Origin of the sequence: Bradyrhizobium sp. CCBAU 45384, assembly GCF_028128665.1 — a bacterium.
Classification (GTDB): Bacteria; Pseudomonadota; Alphaproteobacteria; order Rhizobiales; family Xanthobacteraceae; genus Bradyrhizobium; species Bradyrhizobium manausense.
This window is the reverse complement of sequence record NZ_LBIZ01000107.1, coordinates 48793-68146: the sequence shown is the minus strand read 5'-3', so window position 1 is coordinate 68146 and position 19354 is coordinate 48793. Positions and strand designations below refer to the sequence as shown.

The following is a 19354-nucleotide window of genomic DNA, read 5'->3' as shown; positions in this document are numbered from 1 at the left end:
TCAGCATGCGATACGGAGGCTGCCAATGGTCAAGACCGCGCTCGACAACTTCAAGAGGCCGCCCTGCGCCGAGCTGCTCGGCTGGCGCCTGCTCGATGCTCGTCCCGACGAGGGGTGGATCAAGCTCGGCTTCGAGGGCAGACCCGAGTTCTGCAATCCGGCCGGCTTCATCCAGGGCGGCATGCTCTCGGCGATGCTCGATGACACGATGGGACCGGCGGTGCTGGTGATGAGCGAGGGCCGCCTCTACACCACCACCATCAGCATGACCGTGAATTTCCTCAGCCCCGCAAAGCCTGGCCCGATCATCGGCGAAGCCAGGGTGACGCAGCTCGGCAAGACCATCGCGTTCGTCGAGGCCAAGCTGATGGCGGAGGATGGCACGGTGCTGGCGACGGCCAGCGCGAGCGAGCGATTGCTGGAGGCGGCAAGGGTGGTGAAGTGAGGCGGGTGCCTGCGATTCGCCTCCGCCAAATTTCCGGGTCGTCATGCCCGGGCTTGTCCCGGGCATCCACGTCCTTGGTTGGCCTGAGCAAGTCGTGGATGGCCGGGACAAGCCCGGCCATGACGAATTCTGGAAATCCCAGCGACGCCCGAATGAAGCTCACACCCGCGCGCGCGCGTCCTTGCTCACGATCGGCGGCTTGGCGTTCAGCGCCTCGACCTGGAAGCCCGCGACGCGCTTGTAGTTCGCGGCGATGTCTTCCAGCTCTTTTTGTGACAGCACGTCGGTGACGACCTTGTAGCCGTCAGGCGCGCGTTCTTCGACGAGCTGCATCACCTGCTCGGGGCCGTTCTTGCGGTTGAGCAGCACGAGATCGGTGGTCGCAGGCCGCCGCTCGGCCTCATAGGCGAGCAGAGCTGCGGTCGTCGGGCCATGCGCCAGGATCTCGCGGGTGATGGTGCGGGCATCGAGGATCGCCTGCGAGGCGCCGTTCGAGCCGATCGGGTACATCGGATGCGCGGCATCGCCCATCAGCGTCACCTTGCCGAAGGTCCATTGCGAGACCGGATCGCGGTCGACCAGCGGATATTCATAGGCGTGCGGACAATTCCTGATCAGGCCGGGCACGTCGAGCCAGTCGAATGTCCAGCTCTCGAACCAGGGCAGGAACTCCTCCAGCCGCGCGGTGCGGTTATAGTCCTCGCGGCGCCATTGATAGGTCGGCGGCATGTGCCGCTCGGCGACCCAATTGATCAGGTGGTTGCCTGCAGCGTCCGGCTCCTTCGAGATCGGATAGCAGACGAATTTCAGGATCTCGTGACCGGCCATGATCATGGTGCGGCCGGTGAGGAAGGCTTTCGCCGGCGTGACGCCGCGCCAGAGGATGCGGCCGTTCCAGATCGGTGGGCCTTCGTTCGGATAGAGCTTTTCGCGCGCGGCGGAATGGATGCCGTCGGCGGCGATCAGGATCGCGCCTTCATATGTGCCTGCGGGCTTGCCGGTCGCCTTGTCGATGAAGTCGGCACGCACGCCGCTGGCCGTCTCGGTCCAGCCGGTCAGATGATGGCTGGTCAAAATGTTCTCGCGGCCGAGCCGCTCGATTGCGACATCGAGCAGGATCTGCTGCAGCGTGCCACGATGGATCGAGAACTGCGGCCATTTGTAGCCGGCTTCCAGCCCGCGCGGCTCGCTCCAGATCGGCTTGCCGTGCTTGGAGAAATAGGCGAGCTCGCGGGTCCGCACGCCGCTGGCGTCCAGCCTGTCCAGCAGCCCGAGCTCGATCAGCTCGCGCACCGCATGCGGCAGCACGTTGATGCCGACGCCCAGCGGCTTCAGCTCCGCGACGCTCTCGAACACTTTTACCGGCACGCCGATTTGATGCAGGCTGAGCGCGAGCGTCAGCCCGCCGATGCCGCCGCCGGCGATGAGGACCGTCATGACAAACCCCTCCGATTGCAGGCGTCTTGGCACAGGCGGGCGGATGTGGGCAACTGCGAAGAGGATGTCGTGCTCTAGACCTCGGGGGCAACAGCCGTTAACGTCCGGCTTTCCCATGAGGTCCGACATGCTCAAGCTCTACTACGCCCCCGGCACCTGCGCGCTCGCCACCTACATGACCCTCGAGGAGGCCGGCGCCGACTACACGGCTGAACGGCTGAGCCTCAAGGACAATCAGCAGAACAGCCCGGAATATCTCGCCATCAACCCGAAGGGGCGTGTCCCGGCCCTGGTGACCGACCGCGGCGTCCTCACCGAGACGCCGGCGATGCTGGCCTATATCGCGCAAACCTTCCCGAAGGCGAAACTCGCGCCGCTCGACGATCCCTTCGACTTCGCCCAGGTGCAGTCGTTCAACTCCTATCTGTGCTCGACCGTGCACATCAATCACGCCCACAAGCTGCGCGGCGCGCGCTGGGCGACGCAGGAGAGCTCGTTCGCCGACATGAAGGCGATGGTGCCGCAGACCATGGGCGCCTGCTTCAAGCTGATCGAGCAGAGGATGTTCAAAGGCCCCTGGGTGATGGGCGATCAGTTCACGGTCTGCGATCCCTATCTCCACACGCTCTCGCACTGGCTCGAAGGCGACAGCGTCGACATCAACGCCACGCCGAAGATCGCCGACCATTTCAAGCGCATGTCGGACCGCCCCGCCGTGCGCAAGGTGATGGACGCGCAGAAGGCGTGAAGCGATCTTGTAGGGTGGGTTAGCCCTGCAGATGCGCGAAGCGCATCTGCTCGGCGTAACCCACCTCTTGACTATCAGCGGAAACAGAAGTGGTGGGTTACGCCTTCGGCTAACCCACCCTACAAAGCTTTCTTCTCCAACTCCCGCCCCGTCTCCAGCATCAGCCGCCGCAGCCAGATCGAGCCCGGGTCCATCTGCGCCCGGGTCGGATAGAACATGAACTGCTCGTCGATCCCGGGATCGAGCGGCGGCGCGACGGTGACGAGGCCGAGCTGCTTCGACAGCGCGGCGATCAGCCGCCGCGGCACGAAGGCGACGAGGTCGGTCCGGGCGGCGACGTGCAGGGCCTCGAGATAGCCCGAGACCACCAGCGAAATGTGCCGCTCGATGCCTTTGCTGCGCAGCCAGGTGTCGATCAGGTCCTCGGGCTGGCCGCGGATGATCACGCCGACATGGCGCGCGGCGAGGAACGCCTCGCGCCGCTTCAGCTTCGGCGCAAGCGGGTGGCCGCGCCGCACGGCGAGCGCATCGCCGTCGGTGTAGAGCAGCTGGCGATGAAAACCCTTGAAGGCGTTGCCGATCGAGATCACGAGGTCGATGGTGCGGGCGAACTCGGCGTGAAAGATCGCCGGTCCCCGCCACGGCACGACGTCGATGCGGACATTGGGCGCAAGGCGCGTGACCTTCTCCATTAAGGGCGGCATCAATAGCTCGACCGCGAGATCAGGCATCATCAGGCGGAACTGCCGCTCGCTGCGCGCGGCGTCGAATTCGTCGGGCACGAACAGCCCGCGCACCTGGTCCAGCGCCTGCGCCAGCGGCCCGCGCAGGGCTTGCGCCCGCGGCGTCAGCTCCATCCGTGCGCCGGTTCGCACCAGCAGCGGGTCGCCGAAGATATCGCGCAGCCGCTGCAGGGCGTGGCTGGTGGCCGGCTGTGACAGCCCGATGCGCATGGCGGCGCGGCTGACATTGGCCTCGCGCAGCAGCGCGTCGAGCGCAGTCAGGAGGTTGAGATCGAGCGAATTCAAATTCATGAGGCGAATAGATATCATATTCGCTATCGATTTGAAGAATTCCAATCAAGCGGCGATGTTCTCCCGTGTTGCCATGAAAAGGAGATGCCGCCATGAGCGCTGCCGCCAACAAGAAACTGATGCAGGATATTTTCGCCGCCGCCGCCAGCCCCGATCCTGATGTCCGCGACCGGTCGCTGTTCGGCGCAAGCCTTGCCGACGACGCCAAATGGATCGTCACCGGCCAGTATTCCTGGTCGCGCACCTTCACTGGCAAGGACGCGATCCTCAAGGATCTGCACGGCTATGTGCGCTCCCGCCTGCGCGACCGCGCGCGCACGGTCGCCGAGCGCTTCATCGCCGATGGCGACATCGTCGTGGTCGAGGCCAAGGGCGACAACGTCACACTGGAGGGCGTGCGCTACGACAACGACTATTGCCTGGTGTTTCGGTTCGAGGACGGCAAGATCAAGGAGATCCGCGAGTACTGCGACTCCGTGCTGACCGAGAAGGTGCTGGGCCGGTTCCCGCAAGCAGCAATCAGGGCCGCTGGCTGATCCGGCTGCGGCGGGCGGTTGCTTGGCAGGCGCCCGCCCGCCTGCGTCTCCGCCCGAGCAGGAAGGACACAATTAACAAGTGTGCTTCATGGTGTCGCCGCGCAGCGAGAAACGCCGTGAGGACGTTCGGCTGCTCGAATCCGGGGGGCGGCATCATGCGGGGCATTCGTTTGAGAATCCGGGGACGTCTTTACGCCGGGTTCACGGCTCTTGCCGCCGTGGGCCTGATCATGACCGTGGTTGCCGTCTGGAACCTGTGGACGGTCCAGGACCAGGTCGCGAAAATGTCCGCCTTCTCGGACAATGCAGCGCGCGTTCGGGAAATATCGGTCCATCTCCAGGCGCTGCAACGGGCCAATCTGGGCTACATCTATGACGCCAACGAACCCGCCTTCAAGGAGGCCGCGGAGCGGGAGGCGGCGGCGGTCGAGTTGCTGAAAGCGGCCTCGGCGGCGTCCTTCACCGAGGAGCGGCGCAAGATCTACGACGGCCTCATCGGCGATATCGACAAGCTGCAGGCGCTGCGCGAGCGCATGGGCGCGGCGGTCAAGGAGACCACGAAGGGCAAGGCCGCCCTGCTGCCCGGTGGCGAGGAACTGAACACCTATGCCGGCAAGCTGGTCATTGCGGCGCATGGCACCCACGATCCCGAGATCACCGCGCCCGTCGCCGACCTCGAGTCCAAGATCCTGCAGGCGCGTCTGGCGAGCTGGCGCTTCCTCGCCATGCGCGATTCCAAGGCGTCCTCGACCTTCAGAGCCAATACCGAGAGGGCGCAGCAACGGATCACGGCGCTCCAGGACGGCACCCTGCCGGAGCAGGTCAAGTCTGCGCTCGCGCCCGTCAGGACCTCGCTGTCGTCCTACCAGGCGGCGTTCGAGGCGACGTCCGCCGCAATCCTCGTGGCGGAGGAGACCTACCGCAACAACATTGCGCCCCTGATCGCCGGAAGCATCGACAAGCTCAAGGTCGCGGATGCCGAGCTCACGGCCGACTCCCAGAAGACGCGAACGATCGCCGCAGGCGTCATCGCCAGCACGACGTGGATTCAGGCGGCCGCAGGTGGCCTCGCAGTCGTATTCAGCGTGATCGTCGCCTTCCTGATCGCCCGCAGCATCGTCGGTCCGCTGACCTCGATGACGCGCGCGATGGGTCGGCTCGCCGGCGGCGACCTCGCGGTCGAGATCCCCTCGCGCGGCAAGACCGACGAGATCGGCGACATGGCCAAGGCGATCCAGGTGTTCAAGGACAGCATGATCGACACCGAGCGCCTGCGCCACGAGCAGGCCGAGAGCGAGGCGCGGCAGGCCGAGGATCGCAAGAAGGACATGGTCCTCCTCGCCGACCAGTTCGAGCAGGCGATCGGCGAGATCGTCGACACCGTGTCGTCGGCCTCCAGCGAGCTCGAGGCCTCGGCCGGCACGCTGACGACGACGGCGACGCGCGCCCAGGACCTGTCGACGGAAGTCGCCTCCGCATCGCAGGAAGCCTCGGCCAACGTCCAGGCCGTCGCATCGGCGACCGAGGAGCTCTCGTCCTCGGTGAGCGAGATCGCCCGTCAGGTCCAGGACTCCGCCCGCATCGCCGGCGAGGCGGTGGAGCAGGCAAGCAAGACCAATGCCCGCGTCAGCGAGCTCTCCAAGGCGGCTGCCCGCATCGGCGACGTGGTCGAGCTGATCAGCACCATCGCCGGCCAGACCAATCTGCTGGCGCTCAACGCCACCATCGAGGCCGCGCGCGCGGGCGAGGCCGGCCGCGGCTTTGCCGTGGTCGCCTCCGAGGTCAAGGCGCTGGCCGAGCAGACCGCAAAGGCGACCGGCGAGATCGCCCAGCAGGTCTCCGGCATCCAGACCGCGACCGAAGAGTCGGTCGGCTCCATCAGGGAGATCAGCGGCACCATCGAGCGGCTGTCGGAAATCTCCTCGGTGGTCGCCGCGGCGGTGGAAGAGCAGGGCGCAGCGACGCAGGAGATCTCCCGCAACGTCCAGCAGGCCGCGCACGGCACCCGGCGCGTCTCGACCAATATCGGCGACGTCCAGCGCGGCGCGGCCGAGACCGGCTCGGCCTCGTCGCAGGTCCTGTCGGCGGCGCGCTCGTTGTCGACAGACAGCAACCGATTGAAGACCGAGGTCGCAAAGTTCATCGCGTCGGTCAACGCTGCCTGAGGTGCCTGAGCATGGCCGGGGAGCGACCGCGGGTTTGCCGGGCGGTGTCCGTGGTGCGCAGATCAGCCGGCGTAGACGAAGCCGATGCCGGCCGCGACGATCATCGCGGCGCCGACCGCTTCCAGGCGAAGCCCGAGCTTGGCCGCGAGATGCATGTCGAAGGCCCGCGCCTTGCGCTCCGAGCCGCGCGCGTAGCCGTGCACGATGACATCGTGATTGAAATTGTCGTGCGCCTCGTTGCTGCTCGCGAGCCCGACGCAGATCACGAGCACGCCGAACAAAGCGAGGCCGAAAAAGCCGAGCAGGGCGATCAGGAACATCGGAAACATGCCGACCAGGAAGATCGGCAGCAGCGGCACCAGCAGCAATGTCTCGGACTGTCGTCGCATGGGAGCCGGACCGTCAGGACGGTTTGATGGTTCAAAGGTAGTCCTGATGGCGACAGCGTCCAATCAACACTATGTCATTCCGGGGCGCGCCGCTTGGCGCGAGCCCGGAATCCACTGGGCCGCAGTGCCGTAGGGTGGGCAAAGGCGCAAAGCGCCATGCCCACGTCTTCGCATCATTCGGGCAGGACGTGGGCACGCTTCCGCCTTCGCTCTACGAGCTACGGCGGACAAGTCGCTTTGCCCACCCTACCCGCTACGAGATCGTGATCGGATCTACTCCGCCGCCATGCCGGCGCGGATCTCGGCGCGGAGCTCGTCGATCAGCTTGAGACCCTTGTTGGTCTCGACATGCCAGAAGGTCCAGCCGTTGCAGGCCTGCGCGCCTTGCGCCACCGCGCCGATGCGGTGGATCGAGCCGACCTTGTCGCCGAACATGATGGCGCCGTCGGCACGCACCAGCGCACCGAGCTTCTTCTTGGCGTCGAACAGTTTTGTGCCGGGCATGATCATGCCGCGCTCGATCAATTCGGAGAACGCCACGCGCGGCGCCTCGCGCGCGGTCATGAACGGGGCGAGGCTCTCTTCCGGCAGCGGCTCGACCGCGGCGATGCGCGCCTCTGCCGCCTTGGCATAGGTCTTGTCGCGCTCGAAGCCGATATAGGAACGGCCGAGGCGTTTGGCGACCGCACCGGTGGTGCCGGTGCCGTTGAAGGGATCGATCACGAGGTCGCCGGGCTTGGACGAGGACAGCAGCACGCGCGCCAGCAGGCCTTCCGGCTTCTGCGTCGGGTGCACCTTCTTGCCGTCGGCGCCCTTGAGGCGCTCCTCGCCGGTGCAGAGCGGGATCAGCCAGTCGGAGCGTGCCTGCACGTCCTCATTGGCCGCCTTCAGCGCCTCGTAGTTGAAGGTGTAGCCCTTGGCCTTTTCGTCACGCGCGGCCCAGATCATGGTCTCGTGCGCGTTGGTGAAGCGGCGGCCGCGGAAATTCGGCATCGGATTGGTCTTGCGCCAGACGATGTCGTTCAGCAGCCAGAAGCCGAGGTCCTGCATGATCGCGCCGACGCGGAAGATGTTGTGATAGGAGCCGATCACCCAGATCGTCGCCGACGGCTTCATCGCAGCCCGCGCGGCGAGCAGCCAGGCGCGGGTGAAATCGTCATAGGCGGAGAATGAATCGAACTTGTCCCAGTCGTCGTTGACGGCATCGACATGGGATTCGTCGGGGCGTTTGAGATCGCCCTTGAGCTGCAGATTGTAGGGCGGATCGGCGAACACGAGATCGACCGAACCTGGCTTGAGCTTCGACATCTCGGCGACGCAATCGCCGACAATGATGCTGTGCGAAGCAGACTCAAAGTTTGTGCGGGGCGCCTTTGCAGACGCCCCGCGACGCGACACTACCATGACTCAAGAACTCTGACTCAGGCGACGCTGTCGGCGACGCGGGACCAAACAACCGACTGGCCGTTACAATGGAGCGGCAAAGTAAAAATCGACTTAACCCGCCACTTTCGTGAGCAGGCCCCACATCGCCCGTTGTACGCGAGAAGCTGCGCGCAATTGCCGTGTTTTATAGTGTGTTTCGCGTTTCTTCGCGTTGCGGGGGTGGCTGGATCTGCAAAAGACTCTCAAATTTCTCTCGGAAAAAATTGCTTGGCCCTCGGAAAAAATTGCTGGCGTCGCAGGTTGTCGCACTAGGCAATAATTGCCGAGCGGGATATTGATTAACGCAATGGAAATTTTAGGTATGTGGCGCGTTAAGGTTTTCGCATTTCCGCGTGCCCGCGCCGTATGATCGCCGACCTAAGGGAAGCCCGCCATGCGTTACGATGATTTCCGCCGCAGCGACGATATCGAGGATCGTCGCGACGACGGTGGTGGAGGATTCGGCGGCGGAGGCGGCGGCTTCGGTCTGCCGATGGGCGGTGGCGGCCTCGGCATCGGCACCATCATCGTGCTTGGTCTGGTCGGCTACGCCTTCGGCATCGACCCGCGCATCCTGATCGGCGGCGCCGAGATCCTCACCGGTGGCGGCCAGGCGCCGAGCTACCAGAGCGACCGTCCCTCCAGTCAGGCCAAGCGCGGCGCGCCGACCGACGAGATGGGCAGCATGATCTCCGGCATCCTCGGCGAGATCGACGATCGCTGGAGCGAGATCTTCCAGGCGAGCGGCCAGTCCTACACCGGTCCGAAGGTCGTGCTGTTCCGCAACGCCACCAATGGCGGCCGCTGCGGCCGGGCGGAATCGGCGATGGGGCCGTTCTACTGCCCGCCGGACCGCACCATCTTCCTCGACACCTCTTTCTTCCGCGAGGTCGAGACGCGCTTCCGCGGCTGCTCCGGCAAGTCGGCGTGCAATTTCACCTCCGCCTACATCATCGCGCATGAGGCCGGACATCACATCCAGAACCTGCTCGGCATCATCCCCAAGGTGACGCGGCTGCAGCAGCAGGCGAGCAGCAAGGCCGAGTCGAACGCGCTCCAGGTGAAGGTCGAACTGCAGGCCGATTGTCTGTCCGGCATCTGGGTCAATCGCGAAGCGAAGAAGCGCCCGAACTTCCTCGAGGCCGGCGACATCGACGCCGCGCTGACCACGGCGAGCGCGATCGGCGACGACACGCTGCAGCGCCAGGCGACGGGGCGTGTGGTGCCCGACTCCTTCACCCACGGCTCGGCCGCGCAGCGCAAGCAATGGTTCATGACCGGCTATCAGCAGGGCACGCTGCAGGCATGCAACACGTTCGGCGGCGGCGGGCCGTAGCAAGGCTATTAGTGGCGTCATCCTGAGGTGCTCGCCTCTTCGGCGAGCCCTAGAGGATGGCGAGCCCGCGGCCCATCCTTCGAGGCGCGCTTGCGCGCGCACCTCGAGGGCGAACGCAAGTGCGTTCGTCCCGGGATGACGGGTAGGAGAGAAGGTGCAACGAAATGGCCTCCATCGACGAATCCAAGCAGTTCATCCCGCTCAACATCGCGGTGCTCACCGTCTCCGACACGCGCGCGCTGGCCGATGACAAATCCGGCCAGACGCTCGTCGACCGGCTTACAGCAGCCGGCCATCATCTCGCCGCGCGCGAGATCGTCACCGACGATGTCGAGGCCATCCGCGCCGTCATCCGCCGCTGGATCGCAGATAGCAGCGTCGATGTCGTCATCACCACCGGCGGCACCGGCTTCACCGGGCGCGACGTCACGCCGGAGGCGATCGAGCCGCTGTTCGAGAAGCGCATGGACGGTTTCTCGATCGCCTTCCACATGCTGAGCCATGCCAAGATCGGCACCTCGACGATCCAGAGCCGCGCCACCGCTGGCGTTGCGGGTGCGACCTACATCTTCTGCTTACCCGGATCGCCCGGCGCCTGCCGCGATGGCTGGGACGGCATCCTCGCCAGCCAGCTCGACTACCGCACACGCCCCTGCAATTTCGTCGAGATCATGCCGCGCCTGGACGAGCACCTGCGCCGGCCGAAAGCGCAGGGCGCGACGGTGTAGGTGCGGAAGATCCCTCGGAAGTCGCTCCGCATCATCGGTGTCGTAGCGTCGTAGGGTGGGCAAAGCGACAGCGTGCCCACGGCTTTTGTTCGATCGAGAAAGATCGTGGGCACGGCGCAAGTGCGCCTTTGCCCACCCTACGAGACCAGACTCGCCGGAGATTCTTTTCCCAGTTTCGTAGGGTGGGTCAGCTCAGCGGCTGCGCAAAGCGCAGGCGTTGAGCGTAACCCACCATCTTCGATCGGCATCTTCGGAAAGCGTGGTGGGTTACGGCTTCGCCTAACCCACCCTACGAGACCGCGCTCGTGGCGACATCGCTACAGATCCATCTCCCAGGTCTCGCCCACAAGATCATGCCCAAAACTGTGATGCGGCTTGGTTGCGACCAGCTCGAAGCCGGCGCTCTTGTAGATGCCGCGAGCGGCTACCAGGATGCTCTGCGTCCACAGCGTCATCCTTTTGTAGCCCCGCTCGCGCGCGCCCCGGATGCATTGCTCGACCAGCGCGCGGCCGACACCGAGGCCGCGCGCCTTCTTCTCCACCTGCAGCAGGCGCAGCTTGGCGAGCTCGTCGGTGGCCTTGACCAGGAAGACCGAGCCGACCGGCTCGCCATCCAATTCGGCGATCCAGCAATGCTCGCGTGCGGCGTCGTAGGACTTGATGAACTGTGCGCAGATCTCGGCGACCAGCGCCTCGTAGCTGATGTCCCAGCCGTAGTCCGCGGCATAGGCGGCGCCTTGCTTGGAGATGACCCAGCCCATGTCACCGACGCGGTGGCTGCGCAGCACGACGGATGCGGGCTGGCTCTGGCGTTGCTCGAGCACGGCCTGGACGGTCGCCATCGCCTGGGTAAGCCGCGCTGCATCGCCGGCCGAGAGCCGGGCCAGCATGGCGGCAACCTCGTTTTGCGAGCCCAGGTTCAGCTTGGCAAAGGCCTGGCGGCCCTTGGTGGTGAGGCTGAGCTGGTACTGCCTGCGATCCGCGGGCAGGGGCGTGCGCGTGATCAGCCCCTGTTCGTCGAAGCTCTGGACGATGCGGCTGAGATAGCCGGGGTCGAGGCCGAGCTCATTGCCAATCTCCTTCGCCGAAGCGTCGTCGCGATGCGCGAGCTCATAGAGCACGCGGGCCTCGCTCAGCGAGAACGGGCTCTTGCCGAGGTGCTGGTCGAGCACGCCGAGCTTGCGGGTATAGAAGCGGTTGAAGGCGCGCACCGCTGCGATCTGGTCGTCGACACCGCTGATAGCCATGGAACTGATTGGCATGGGACACCTCAATAATTGCCATTGTCAAATAATTATTTGACTTTGGCAAGTATGTGGTGGCCTCACCCGACCATGACGATCCGGCTGCGCAGCAACGTCCGGGAGGAACGGCCGAGCCGCCGCAGCAGCCGGGCCTCGGAACGGCGGGCCTGGGGGGGATAGCCGCCGATCCGGTCGTAATGGTCTCGCGCGATCAAAAGCCCCTGATCGCCGAGCGGGCCGACCAGCTTGCGCGCCACGAACCACAGCAGGTCGCGGAAACCGGTATTTGCGTAGGGCGAACGCGCGTAGCGAAACACGGCCGCGCGGTCCCGGCCACTGGCCGCGACGGCCTGGATGAATTGGGTTGTTTCCTCGATCCAGCCGGTGTCCAGCACCGCGCCGGCCGGGAGGAACATCAGCCACGGCGAACGGGCCTGGAGTGCGCCGGCGGCCAGCGCTGCGCCCTGCGAAGTTCCCTCATAGCCGATGAAACGGCAGCCGGCGACGTCGGCAACGCGCTCGATGACGCCGTTGCGGGTGCCGTCGACCAGCAAAACTTCCTTGATGATGCCCGCTGCGGCGCCGGGGACCAGCGCGGCCAGAGTTGCGACCGCCGTCTGCTCGACGCCTTCAGTCGCTATGATGACGCTCAGCATGATTGAGGCTTCGATATCAGCACTTCGGGAGAAGCGTAACTCGTTATGATATTGTCATAAACACGCAGCGATGCCGAGTGCAACTTTCGGCGGCGTTTGGTCGGGCCATGGTAAACCACCGCCGGTCCATCGCAGTCGAATGTGTCGCGCGCAGGGTGGTCATATTGCCGAATATTTCGGCGAGTGACGGGCTCGTGAACTTCAACGCGGGTTTTCTCCGTCGATGTCGTCGCGCGAGCCATGCTGCATCGGTAGTCTGCCACGGACCTTGCTGATGAGAAAAAAAGTTCAAGTGGGAAAAAAGTTCAAGCGCCGCCGCGCAGAGCGAGATGTCCAATGACCGTCGATCAACTTCCCGCTGGTGCGCTGTCAACATCGCCGAAGCCGGACCCCGCGCCGACCTTGCGGATCCGCGCCGTGATGCTCGGCGAACGCATCAACGCCTCGAACCTCGAACTCGGCACCCTCGTGTCCTCGACGCCGGCGGCGTTTCGCGTCCATGGCGGCCTCGCCGTGATCTTCCGCTACGGTGTCGTGGTGCTGATCGGCCTCCTCCCTTCGGAGGAGAAGGTGCTGCTCGACAGCCTGAAGTCCCGCGTGACCGGCGAGCTCAGCCCGATCGAGGAGGAGACCGCCCAGGCGCAGCTGTGCAAGGACGAAAGTGCCGAGGCGATCCAGCCAGGCGGGCCGATCTGCCTCTCCAAGTTCTCCGACGAGCGACTGCTGCTGATCGCGGACGCGCTCGCCAAGAGCACGTCACTGGCGCGCGACGAGCGGCGTGTCGCTGCGGTCTTCGATGTCATCGAGCCCTTTGCGCGGGAGCTTGCCGAGAAGGGCCGGACGTCGCGGCGCCGCAGGGGCATCCTGCAATTGATCGGCAATGCGCTGCTGGTGCAGCAGCGCGTCGCCGGCCGCGTCGCGGTCGCCGAGAAGCCCGATGCGCTCTGGGAAAAACCCCAGCTCGACCGGCTCTATGCGCGTCTCGAAGACGAGTACGAGCTGAAGGAGCGCCTCGACACGCTGGAGCGGAAGCTCACGGTTATTTCCGAGACCGCCGATGCGCTGACCGACATCATCGACACGCAACGCTCACTGCGGCTCGAAATCGCGGTGGTGGTGCTGATCGTGATCGAAGTCGTGATCGGGTGTGTCCAGATCTTCGCGGGGGGTCACTGAGCGTTGAGCCTGCGCGTTGTCGTGCCGGATGTCTCGGCGAGCGAAGTCTCGTAGGGTGGGCAAAGGCGCACTTGCGCCGTGCCACCACCTGTCCCGTATCATAAAAAGTGGTGGGCACGCTCCGCTTTGCCCACCCTACGATACTGTCCCCGCAGCTTGCAGCACCGCGACACAATGCCGTGCGATTGTCAGCTCCTCGTTGGTCGGGATGACGAACAGATCGACAGCACTGTCCTCCGCATTGATCCGCTCGCGCCCCTTCTCATTCGCCGCTGCATCGATGCGCACGCCGAGCCAGGCGAGCCGCTCGCCGATGGCGCTGCGGATCTCTTTCGCATGCTCGCCAATTCCGCCGGTGAAGACGAGGCCGTCGAGCCCTCCCAGCGTGTTCGCCATGACCGCGATCTCCTGCGCTGCGCGGAAGACGAAGAGATCGACCGCCTCGCGCGCCGAAGCCTCGCTGCTCGCCAGCAGCGTCCGCATGTCCGCGGAGAGGCCGGAGACGCCCAGCAGCCCTGACTCGTGATAGAGCAGATGCTGTAGATCTTCGCTCGTCATCTTCTCATGCTGGAGAAAATAAAGCAGCACGCCTGGATCGATCGCCCCGCAGCGGGTGCCCATCACGAGACCATCGAGCGGTGTCAGTCCCATTGTGGTGTCGACGCTGCGGCCCTCGCGCATGGCGCAAAGGCTCGCGCCATTGCCGAGATGGGCGATGACGACGCGCTTCGTGGCGAGTTGCGGCGCGATCTCGGCGAGCTGGCCTGCGACATATTCGAATGAGAGCCCGTGGAAGCCGTAGCGCCGCAGGCCCTGCACCTCGTAGCGCTTCGGGATCGCGAAGCGATTCATCGGCGGCATCATGCCGTGATGAAACGCGGTGTCGAAACAGGCGATCTGCGTCAGCGCAGGCCGGATCGTTCTGACCGGGTGGACCGGTGCGAGGCACCGCGGCTGATGCAGCGGCGCCAGCGGCGTCAGCGCCTCCAGCTTGGCGTAGACCTCGTCAGTCAATTCCACCGGGCCTGAATATTCCGGGCCACCATGAACGATGCGGTGACCCACAGCGCGCAAGCGGTGATCACCGAAGCGGTCCTCGACGAAAGCGAGCACGTCGGCGAACAGATGGCCGCCGTCGGCATCCGACGCCTCCCGCTGCGTCTCGAACAGGGCCTCGCCCGATGGGGTCTTGGCCACCAGCCGCGGCTTCGCCTCGTGCTCGTCAAGCAGGCCCTTGCAGAGCAGGGCAGGTTCGGTGCCCGAGATCTCGAACAAGCCGAACTTGATGCTCGACGAGCCCGCATTGAGGACGAGGACCGCGTCCGCCATGGCGCCGTCAATCGCCGGCTTCGGCCGGCGTGGTGCCGCCGGCACTGTTCTGCCAGACCCATTCCTGAATGTCCGGCATGTCCTCGCCATGCTCGCGTATGTAACGCGAATGCTCGATCAGCTTGTCGCGAAACCGCTGTTTGACCTGTGCGGCCTTGGTCGACAGGCCTGGCACGCGCTCGATCGCCTCGATCGCGAGGTGGTAGCGGTCGAGCTCGTTGAGCACGACCATGTCGAACGGAGTCGTGGTGGTGCCTTCCTCGGCAAAGCCGCGCACATGCAGGCCGGCATGGTTGGTGCGGTTATAGGTGAGGCGGTGGATCAGGTGGGGATAGCCGTGATAGGCGAAGATCACCGGCTTGTCCTTCGTGAACAGGCTGTCGAAATCGCGATCGGACAGGCCATGAGGGTGCTGCTCCCGGGGTTGCAGCGTCATGAGGTCGACGACGTTGACGACGCGGATCCTTAACTCCGGCAGCGCCTTGCGCAGCAGGTCGACGGCGGCGAGCGTCTCCAAGGTCGGCACATCGCCGGCGCAGGCCATCACCACGTCGGGTTCGCTGTTCGCGTCCTCGTTGCTGGCCCAGGTCCAGATGCCGATGCCGGCATCGCAATGCGTCGCGGCCTCCTGCATCGACAGCCATTGTGGCGCCGGCTGCTTGCCGGCGACGATGACGTTGACGCGGTTGTAGGTGCGCAGGCAATGATCGGCGATCCAAAGCAGCGTGTTGGCGTCGGGCGGGAAATAGATGCGGACGATGTCGGCTTTCTTGTTGGCGACGAGATCGACGAAACCCGGGTCCTGGTGGCTGAAGCCGTTGTGGTCCTGGCGCCAGACATGCGAGGTCAGGAGATAGTTCAGCGAGGCGATCGGCCGTCGCCATGGCAGGTGCCGCGTCACCTTCAGCCATTTGGCGTGCTGGTTGAACATGGAATCCACGATGTGGATGAAGGCCTCGTAGCAGGAGAAGAAGCCGTGCCGTCCGGTCAGCAGATAGCCTTCGAGCCAGCCCTGGCAGAGGTGCTCGCTCAAGACCTCCATCACGCGGCCGTCCTGTGCCAGATGCACGTCGTAAGGTTCGATCGGCTCCATCCAGACCCGTTCGGTCGCATCGAACACGGCATCGAGCCGGTTTGATGCGGTCTCATCAGGACCCACGATGCGGAAATTACGCTCCCCGGCGTTGAGGCGGATGACGTCGCGCAGGAACTTGCCGAGCTCGCGTGTGGCTTCGCTTGTCACGCCGCCGGGCTGCGGCACCTCGACGGCAAAGCTGCGGAAGTCGGGCAGCTTCAGCTCCTTCTTGAGCAGCCCGCCATTGGCGTGCGGGTTGGCGCCCATGCGTCTGTTACCTTGGGGCGCGAGGGCCTGAAGCTCGGGAACGAGCGCGCCGCTCGCGTCGAACAGCTGGTCCGGCTCGTAGCTGCGCATCCAGTCTTCGAGAATCTTCAAGTGAGCCGGGTTCTCGCGGCAGTTCGCGACGGGCACCTGATGCGCGCGCCAAAAGCCTTCAACCTTTTTCCCGTCAACCTCCTTCGGGCCGGTCCAGCCCTTCGGGCTGCGCAGCACGATCATCGGCCAGCGCGGCCGCTCCACGCTCGCACGCCCGTCGCGGGCGTGCAGCTGGATCGAGCGGATGCTGGCGATCGCGACGTCGAGCGCATCGGCCATCGCCCGGTGCATCAGCTTGGGATCGTCGCCTGCGACGAACAGCGGCTCGTGGCCGAATCCGCGGAACAGATCGCGGATCTCGCTGTCGGGCATCCGGCCGAGCACGGTTGGACCCGCGATCTTGTAGCCGTTGAGGTGCAGGATCGGCAGCACGGCGCCATCATGTGTGGGATTGAGGAACTTGTTCGAATGCCAGGACGCTGCCAGCGGGCCGGTCTCGGCCTCACCGTCGCCGACGACGCAGGCAACGATCAGGTCAGGATTGTCGAAGGCCGCGCCATAGGCGTGCACCAGCGCGTAGCCGAGCTCGCCGCCTTCGTGGATCGAGCCCGGCGTTTCCGGCGCTGCATGGCTCGGGATGCCGCCGGGGAAGGAGAATTGCCTGAACAGTTTTCGTAGCCCGTCCGCATCGCGCGGGATGTCAGGATAGACCTCGCTGTAGCTGCCTTCCAGATAAGTGTTCGCCACCATGCCCGGGCCGCCATGGCCGGGACCGCAGACATAGAGCACGCTCAGGTCCAGCGCGCGGATGACGCGGTTGAGATGCGCATAGATGAAGTTCAGCCCCGGCGTCGTGCCCCAATGGCCGAGCAGGCGCGGCTTGATGTGCTCGGGCCGGAGCGGCTCGCGCAGCAGGGGATTATCCAACAGGTAGATTTGCCCGACGGAGAGATAGTTGGCCGCACGCCAGTAGCGATCGAGGAGATCGAGGTCGCTGCTTGCAGCGGACGATTGTTGTTGAAATGTCATGATCATGCCGACCTTCGCCCGGGATCGTCATCAACCGGGTTCCGGCGAGAACGATCCTTCCGCCGCATCAAACGGGATCGAGGTCACGCGGTGTTGCGTGAGGTCAAAGGACCGCGCGCGAAGTTTGGGCAGCGCTACTGTGCATGGGGTTGTTTTCGCGTTTTCGATTCTTGTTCTTGATTTGTTCCTTTGGCGTGCTATCTTGAATGCATGAGTCCAGCTTCTTCTTCTGCTCTCAAGCACCCGCCGGTCACGGCGCCCTCCGAGCCGGCGGGTGCGCCTTCTGACTTCCCTGAACTGGCGGTCGCCATCGACCGCCAGCGCAGGCGGGGGCGGGGCGCCCAGTCCAACGCCAGTGGCCGCTATGAGGCCGAGGCGCGCGTCGCCTTCGACGATGGCTGGCAGAGCCTGGACGATCTGCCGCCGTTCAAGACCATTGTCGGCGTCGACACCTCGCGCAAGGTGATCACCCGCAACGACTCGCCCGACATCGGCTTCGACCGTTCGATCAATCCCTATCGCGGCTGCGAGCATGGCTGCGTCTATTGCTTCGCGCGGCCGACGCACGCCTATCTCGGCCTGTCGCCGGGGCTCGACTTTGAGTCAAAGCTGTTCGCCAAGCCCGAGGCGCCTGCTCTGCTCGAGAAGGAGCTCGCGGCGGCAGGCTACGAGCCGCGGATGATCGCGATCGGCACCAACACCGATCCCTACCAGCCGATCGAGCGCGAGCGCAAAATCATGCGCGGCATTCTGGAGGTGCTGGAGCGCACCGGCCATCCCGTCGGCATCGTCACCAAATCCGCGCTGGTCGTGCGCGACATCGACATTCTCGCCCGCATGGCCAAGCGCAACCTTGCCAAGGTCGCGATCTCGGTAACCTCGCTCGACCCGAAGCTCGCACGGACCATGGAGCCGCGCGCCTCGACGCCGCCGAAGCGGCTGGAGGCGCTGAAGCAGCTCTCGGAGGCCGGCATCCCCACCACGGTGATGGTCGCGCCCGTGATCCCCGCCCTGAACGATTCCGAGATCGAGCGCATCCTCGATGCCGCGGCGCATGCCGGTGTCAAGGAAGCCTCTTACGTTTTGCTGCGGCTGCCGCTGGAGGTGCGCGATCTCTTCCGCGAATGGCTGATGGCGAATTATCCGGACCGCTATCGCCACGTCTTCACCCTGATCCGCGACATGCGCGGCGGCCGCGACTACGATTCGAAATGGGGCGAGCGGATGAAGGGCACAGGCCCGATGGCCTGGACCATCGGCCGCCGCTTCGAGCTCGCCTGCGACCGGCTTGGGCTGAACAAGCGCCGCTCGAAGCTGACGACGGATCATTTTACCAGGCCGGAGCAGAACGGCGAGCAGCTCAGCCTGTTCTGAGGCGCGAGGGGCGGGCGCTGAATAACGGGAATTGCGCGGAGTTCCCGGTTGCGCCGGCGAGCCGGCTTGCGCACGATCCCGGCCATGATTCGGGACAAGTCCGCCAAGAAGCCAGTCAAGGATGCGCCAGAAAAGGCTCCTGAGAAGAAGGCTGCGCCCGTCAAGGCAAGCTTCCGCCGCGAGCGCGCGCTGATCAAGCGGGGCATCTGGCCGGTCGCGGGCTGCGACGAGGCCGGCCGCGGGCCGCTCGCCGGCCCCGTGGTGGCGGCTGCGGTGATTTTGGATCCGGACCGCATCCCGCGCGGCATCGACGATTCCAAGCGCCTGACGGCGGAAGAGCGCGAAAGGTTGTTCGACAGGATCTGCGCCACCGCGCAGGTCTCCGTCGCCGTCGCTTCGCCCGCGCGGATCGACCGCGACAACATTCTGCGCGCCTCGCTGTGGGCGCTGAAGCGCGCGGTGGTCGCGTTGCCCGAGCCTCCGAAGCTCGTCTTCGTCGACGGCCGTGATCGCCTCGACACGGCTTGCGACTGCGAAGCGGTGATCGGCGGTGACGGCATCGTGCTCTCGATTGCGGCGGCCTCCATCGTCGCCAAGGTGACCCGCGACCGGCTGATGTGCGCGCTGGCGCAGGATTGCCCCGGCTACGGCTTCGAGCAGCACAAGGGCTATGCCGTGCCCGAGCATCTCGACGCGCTCGACCGTCTCGGCCCCACCATCCACCACCGCAGCTTCTTCGCCCCCGTCGTCGCCGCCCGCGCCAAGCACATGCCCTGGACGGTCGAGCCGGTGCAGGATCTGTTCTCCGTCACCGAGGTCGAGACCGCAGTTGAAATCGAGGCTTCAGCGGGCCTCTAGCGCAGACCGAAGTTGCCACGACGCGTGGCGCGCTTTATCAAAACAGCTGTGA

General features: G+C 65.2%; 17 protein-coding genes. 9 read left to right on the top strand and 8 right to left on the bottom strand.

From position 1 onward, the window contains the following. Positions 1 to 25 precede the first annotated feature (25 nt). On the top strand, positions 26 to 445 hold the full coding sequence (locus XH80_RS17900; RefSeq protein WP_271599697.1) for a PaaI family thioesterase: 420 nt from the start codon (positions 26 to 28) through the stop codon (positions 443 to 445). Between the two features lie 159 nt (positions 446 to 604). Here the strand turns inward: XH80_RS17900 and XH80_RS17895 are convergent, their stop codons facing one another. Then, positions 605 to 1882, bottom strand: coding sequence for a flavin-dependent oxidoreductase (locus XH80_RS17895; RefSeq protein ID WP_271599696.1), 1278 nt, complete (start codon positions 1880 to 1882; stop codon positions 605 to 607). Between the two features lie 127 nt (positions 1883 to 2009). On the opposite strand from XH80_RS17895, the gene XH80_RS17890 reads away from it, so the two are divergent. Then, positions 2010 to 2630 (top strand): glutathione S-transferase family protein, encoded by a 621-nt coding sequence (locus tag XH80_RS17890; protein WP_220003877.1) that lies wholly within the window; start codon positions 2010 to 2012, stop codon positions 2628 to 2630. Between the two features lie 119 nt (positions 2631 to 2749). Here XH80_RS17890 and XH80_RS17885 read toward each other — a convergent pair whose 3' ends face one another. Then, positions 2750 to 3664: a LysR family transcriptional regulator gene (locus XH80_RS17885; RefSeq protein ID WP_271599695.1), complete on the bottom strand. Its 915-nt coding sequence runs from the start codon at positions 3662 to 3664 to the stop codon at positions 2750 to 2752. Between the two features lie 92 nt (positions 3665 to 3756). Between XH80_RS17885 and XH80_RS17880 the strand changes: the two genes are divergently transcribed. Together XH80_RS17880 and XH80_RS17875 are read left to right on the top strand one after the other, a co-directional pair. Beyond that, positions 3757 to 4200: a nuclear transport factor 2 family protein gene (locus XH80_RS17880; RefSeq protein ID WP_271599694.1), complete on the top strand. Its 444-nt coding sequence runs from the start codon at positions 3757 to 3759 to the stop codon at positions 4198 to 4200. Positions 4201 to 4355: 155 nt separating this feature from the next. Continuing rightward, a complete protein-coding gene (locus tag XH80_RS17875; RefSeq protein ID WP_271599693.1) occupies positions 4356 to 6365 on the top strand; it encodes a methyl-accepting chemotaxis protein in 2010 nt (669 codons plus the stop codon). A gap of 62 nt (positions 6366 to 6427) precedes the next feature. On the opposite strand, the gene XH80_RS17870 is transcribed toward XH80_RS17875, so the two are convergent. Then, positions 6428 to 6754, bottom strand: coding sequence for a hypothetical protein (locus tag XH80_RS17870; protein WP_271599692.1), 327 nt, complete (start codon positions 6752 to 6754; stop codon positions 6428 to 6430). A gap of 273 nt (positions 6755 to 7027) precedes the next feature. Further along, positions 7028 to 8158, bottom strand: a complete 1131-nt coding sequence (locus XH80_RS17865) for a site-specific DNA-methyltransferase (RefSeq protein WP_057757145.1) — start codon at positions 8156 to 8158, stop codon at positions 7028 to 7030. Positions 8159 to 8573: 415 nt separating this feature from the next. Here XH80_RS17865 and ypfJ point away from each other — a divergent pair, with 415 nt between their 5' ends. After that, complete coding sequence (gene ypfJ, locus XH80_RS17860; RefSeq protein WP_271599691.1) at positions 8574 to 9515, top strand: KPN_02809 family neutral zinc metallopeptidase; 942 nt, start codon at positions 8574 to 8576, stop codon at positions 9513 to 9515. Between the two features lie 164 nt (positions 9516 to 9679). Continuing rightward, on the top strand, positions 9680 to 10243 hold the full coding sequence (moaB, locus tag XH80_RS17855; RefSeq protein WP_220003871.1) for a molybdenum cofactor biosynthesis protein B: 564 nt from the start codon (positions 9680 to 9682) through the stop codon (positions 10241 to 10243). Between the two features lie 317 nt (positions 10244 to 10560). On the opposite strand, the gene XH80_RS17850 is transcribed toward moaB, so the two are convergent. Together XH80_RS17850 and XH80_RS17845 are read right to left on the bottom strand one after the other, a co-directional pair. Further along, the gene (locus XH80_RS17850; protein ID WP_442868686.1) at positions 10561 to 11505 is read right to left on the bottom strand and encodes a bifunctional helix-turn-helix transcriptional regulator/GNAT family N-acetyltransferase; all 945 of its coding nucleotides are present in this window, start codon (positions 11503 to 11505) and stop codon (positions 10561 to 10563) included. Between the two features lie 62 nt (positions 11506 to 11567). After that, positions 11568 to 12143, bottom strand: coding sequence for a glycosyl transferase (locus XH80_RS17845; protein ID WP_271599690.1), 576 nt, complete (start codon positions 12141 to 12143; stop codon positions 11568 to 11570). Positions 12144 to 12479: 336 nt separating this feature from the next. Between XH80_RS17845 and XH80_RS17840 the strand changes: the two genes are divergently transcribed. Then, positions 12480 to 13319 (top strand): RMD1 family protein, encoded by an 840-nt coding sequence (locus XH80_RS17840; protein ID WP_057757157.1) that lies wholly within the window; start codon positions 12480 to 12482, stop codon positions 13317 to 13319. Between the two features lie 135 nt (positions 13320 to 13454). Here the strand turns inward: XH80_RS17840 and XH80_RS17835 are convergent, their stop codons facing one another. After that, complete coding sequence (locus XH80_RS17835) at positions 13455 to 14648, bottom strand: acetate/propionate family kinase (protein ID WP_271599689.1); 1194 nt, start codon at positions 14646 to 14648, stop codon at positions 13455 to 13457. 7 nt (positions 14649 to 14655) lie between these two features. After that, the gene (locus XH80_RS17830; RefSeq protein ID WP_271599796.1) at positions 14656 to 17070 is read right to left on the bottom strand and encodes a phosphoketolase family protein; all 2415 of its coding nucleotides are present in this window, start codon (positions 17068 to 17070) and stop codon (positions 14656 to 14658) included. 210 nt (positions 17071 to 17280) lie between these two features. On the opposite strand from XH80_RS17830, the gene XH80_RS17825 reads away from it, so the two are divergent. Continuing rightward, entirely contained in the window at positions 17281 to 18444 is a 1164-nt protein-coding gene (locus tag XH80_RS17825; protein ID WP_271599688.1) for a PA0069 family radical SAM protein, read from the top strand. 84 nt (positions 18445 to 18528) lie between these two features. Next, positions 18529 to 19302 (top strand): ribonuclease HII, encoded by a 774-nt coding sequence (locus tag XH80_RS17820; RefSeq protein ID WP_271599687.1) that lies wholly within the window; start codon positions 18529 to 18531, stop codon positions 19300 to 19302. Positions 19303 to 19354: the final 52 nt, after the last annotated feature.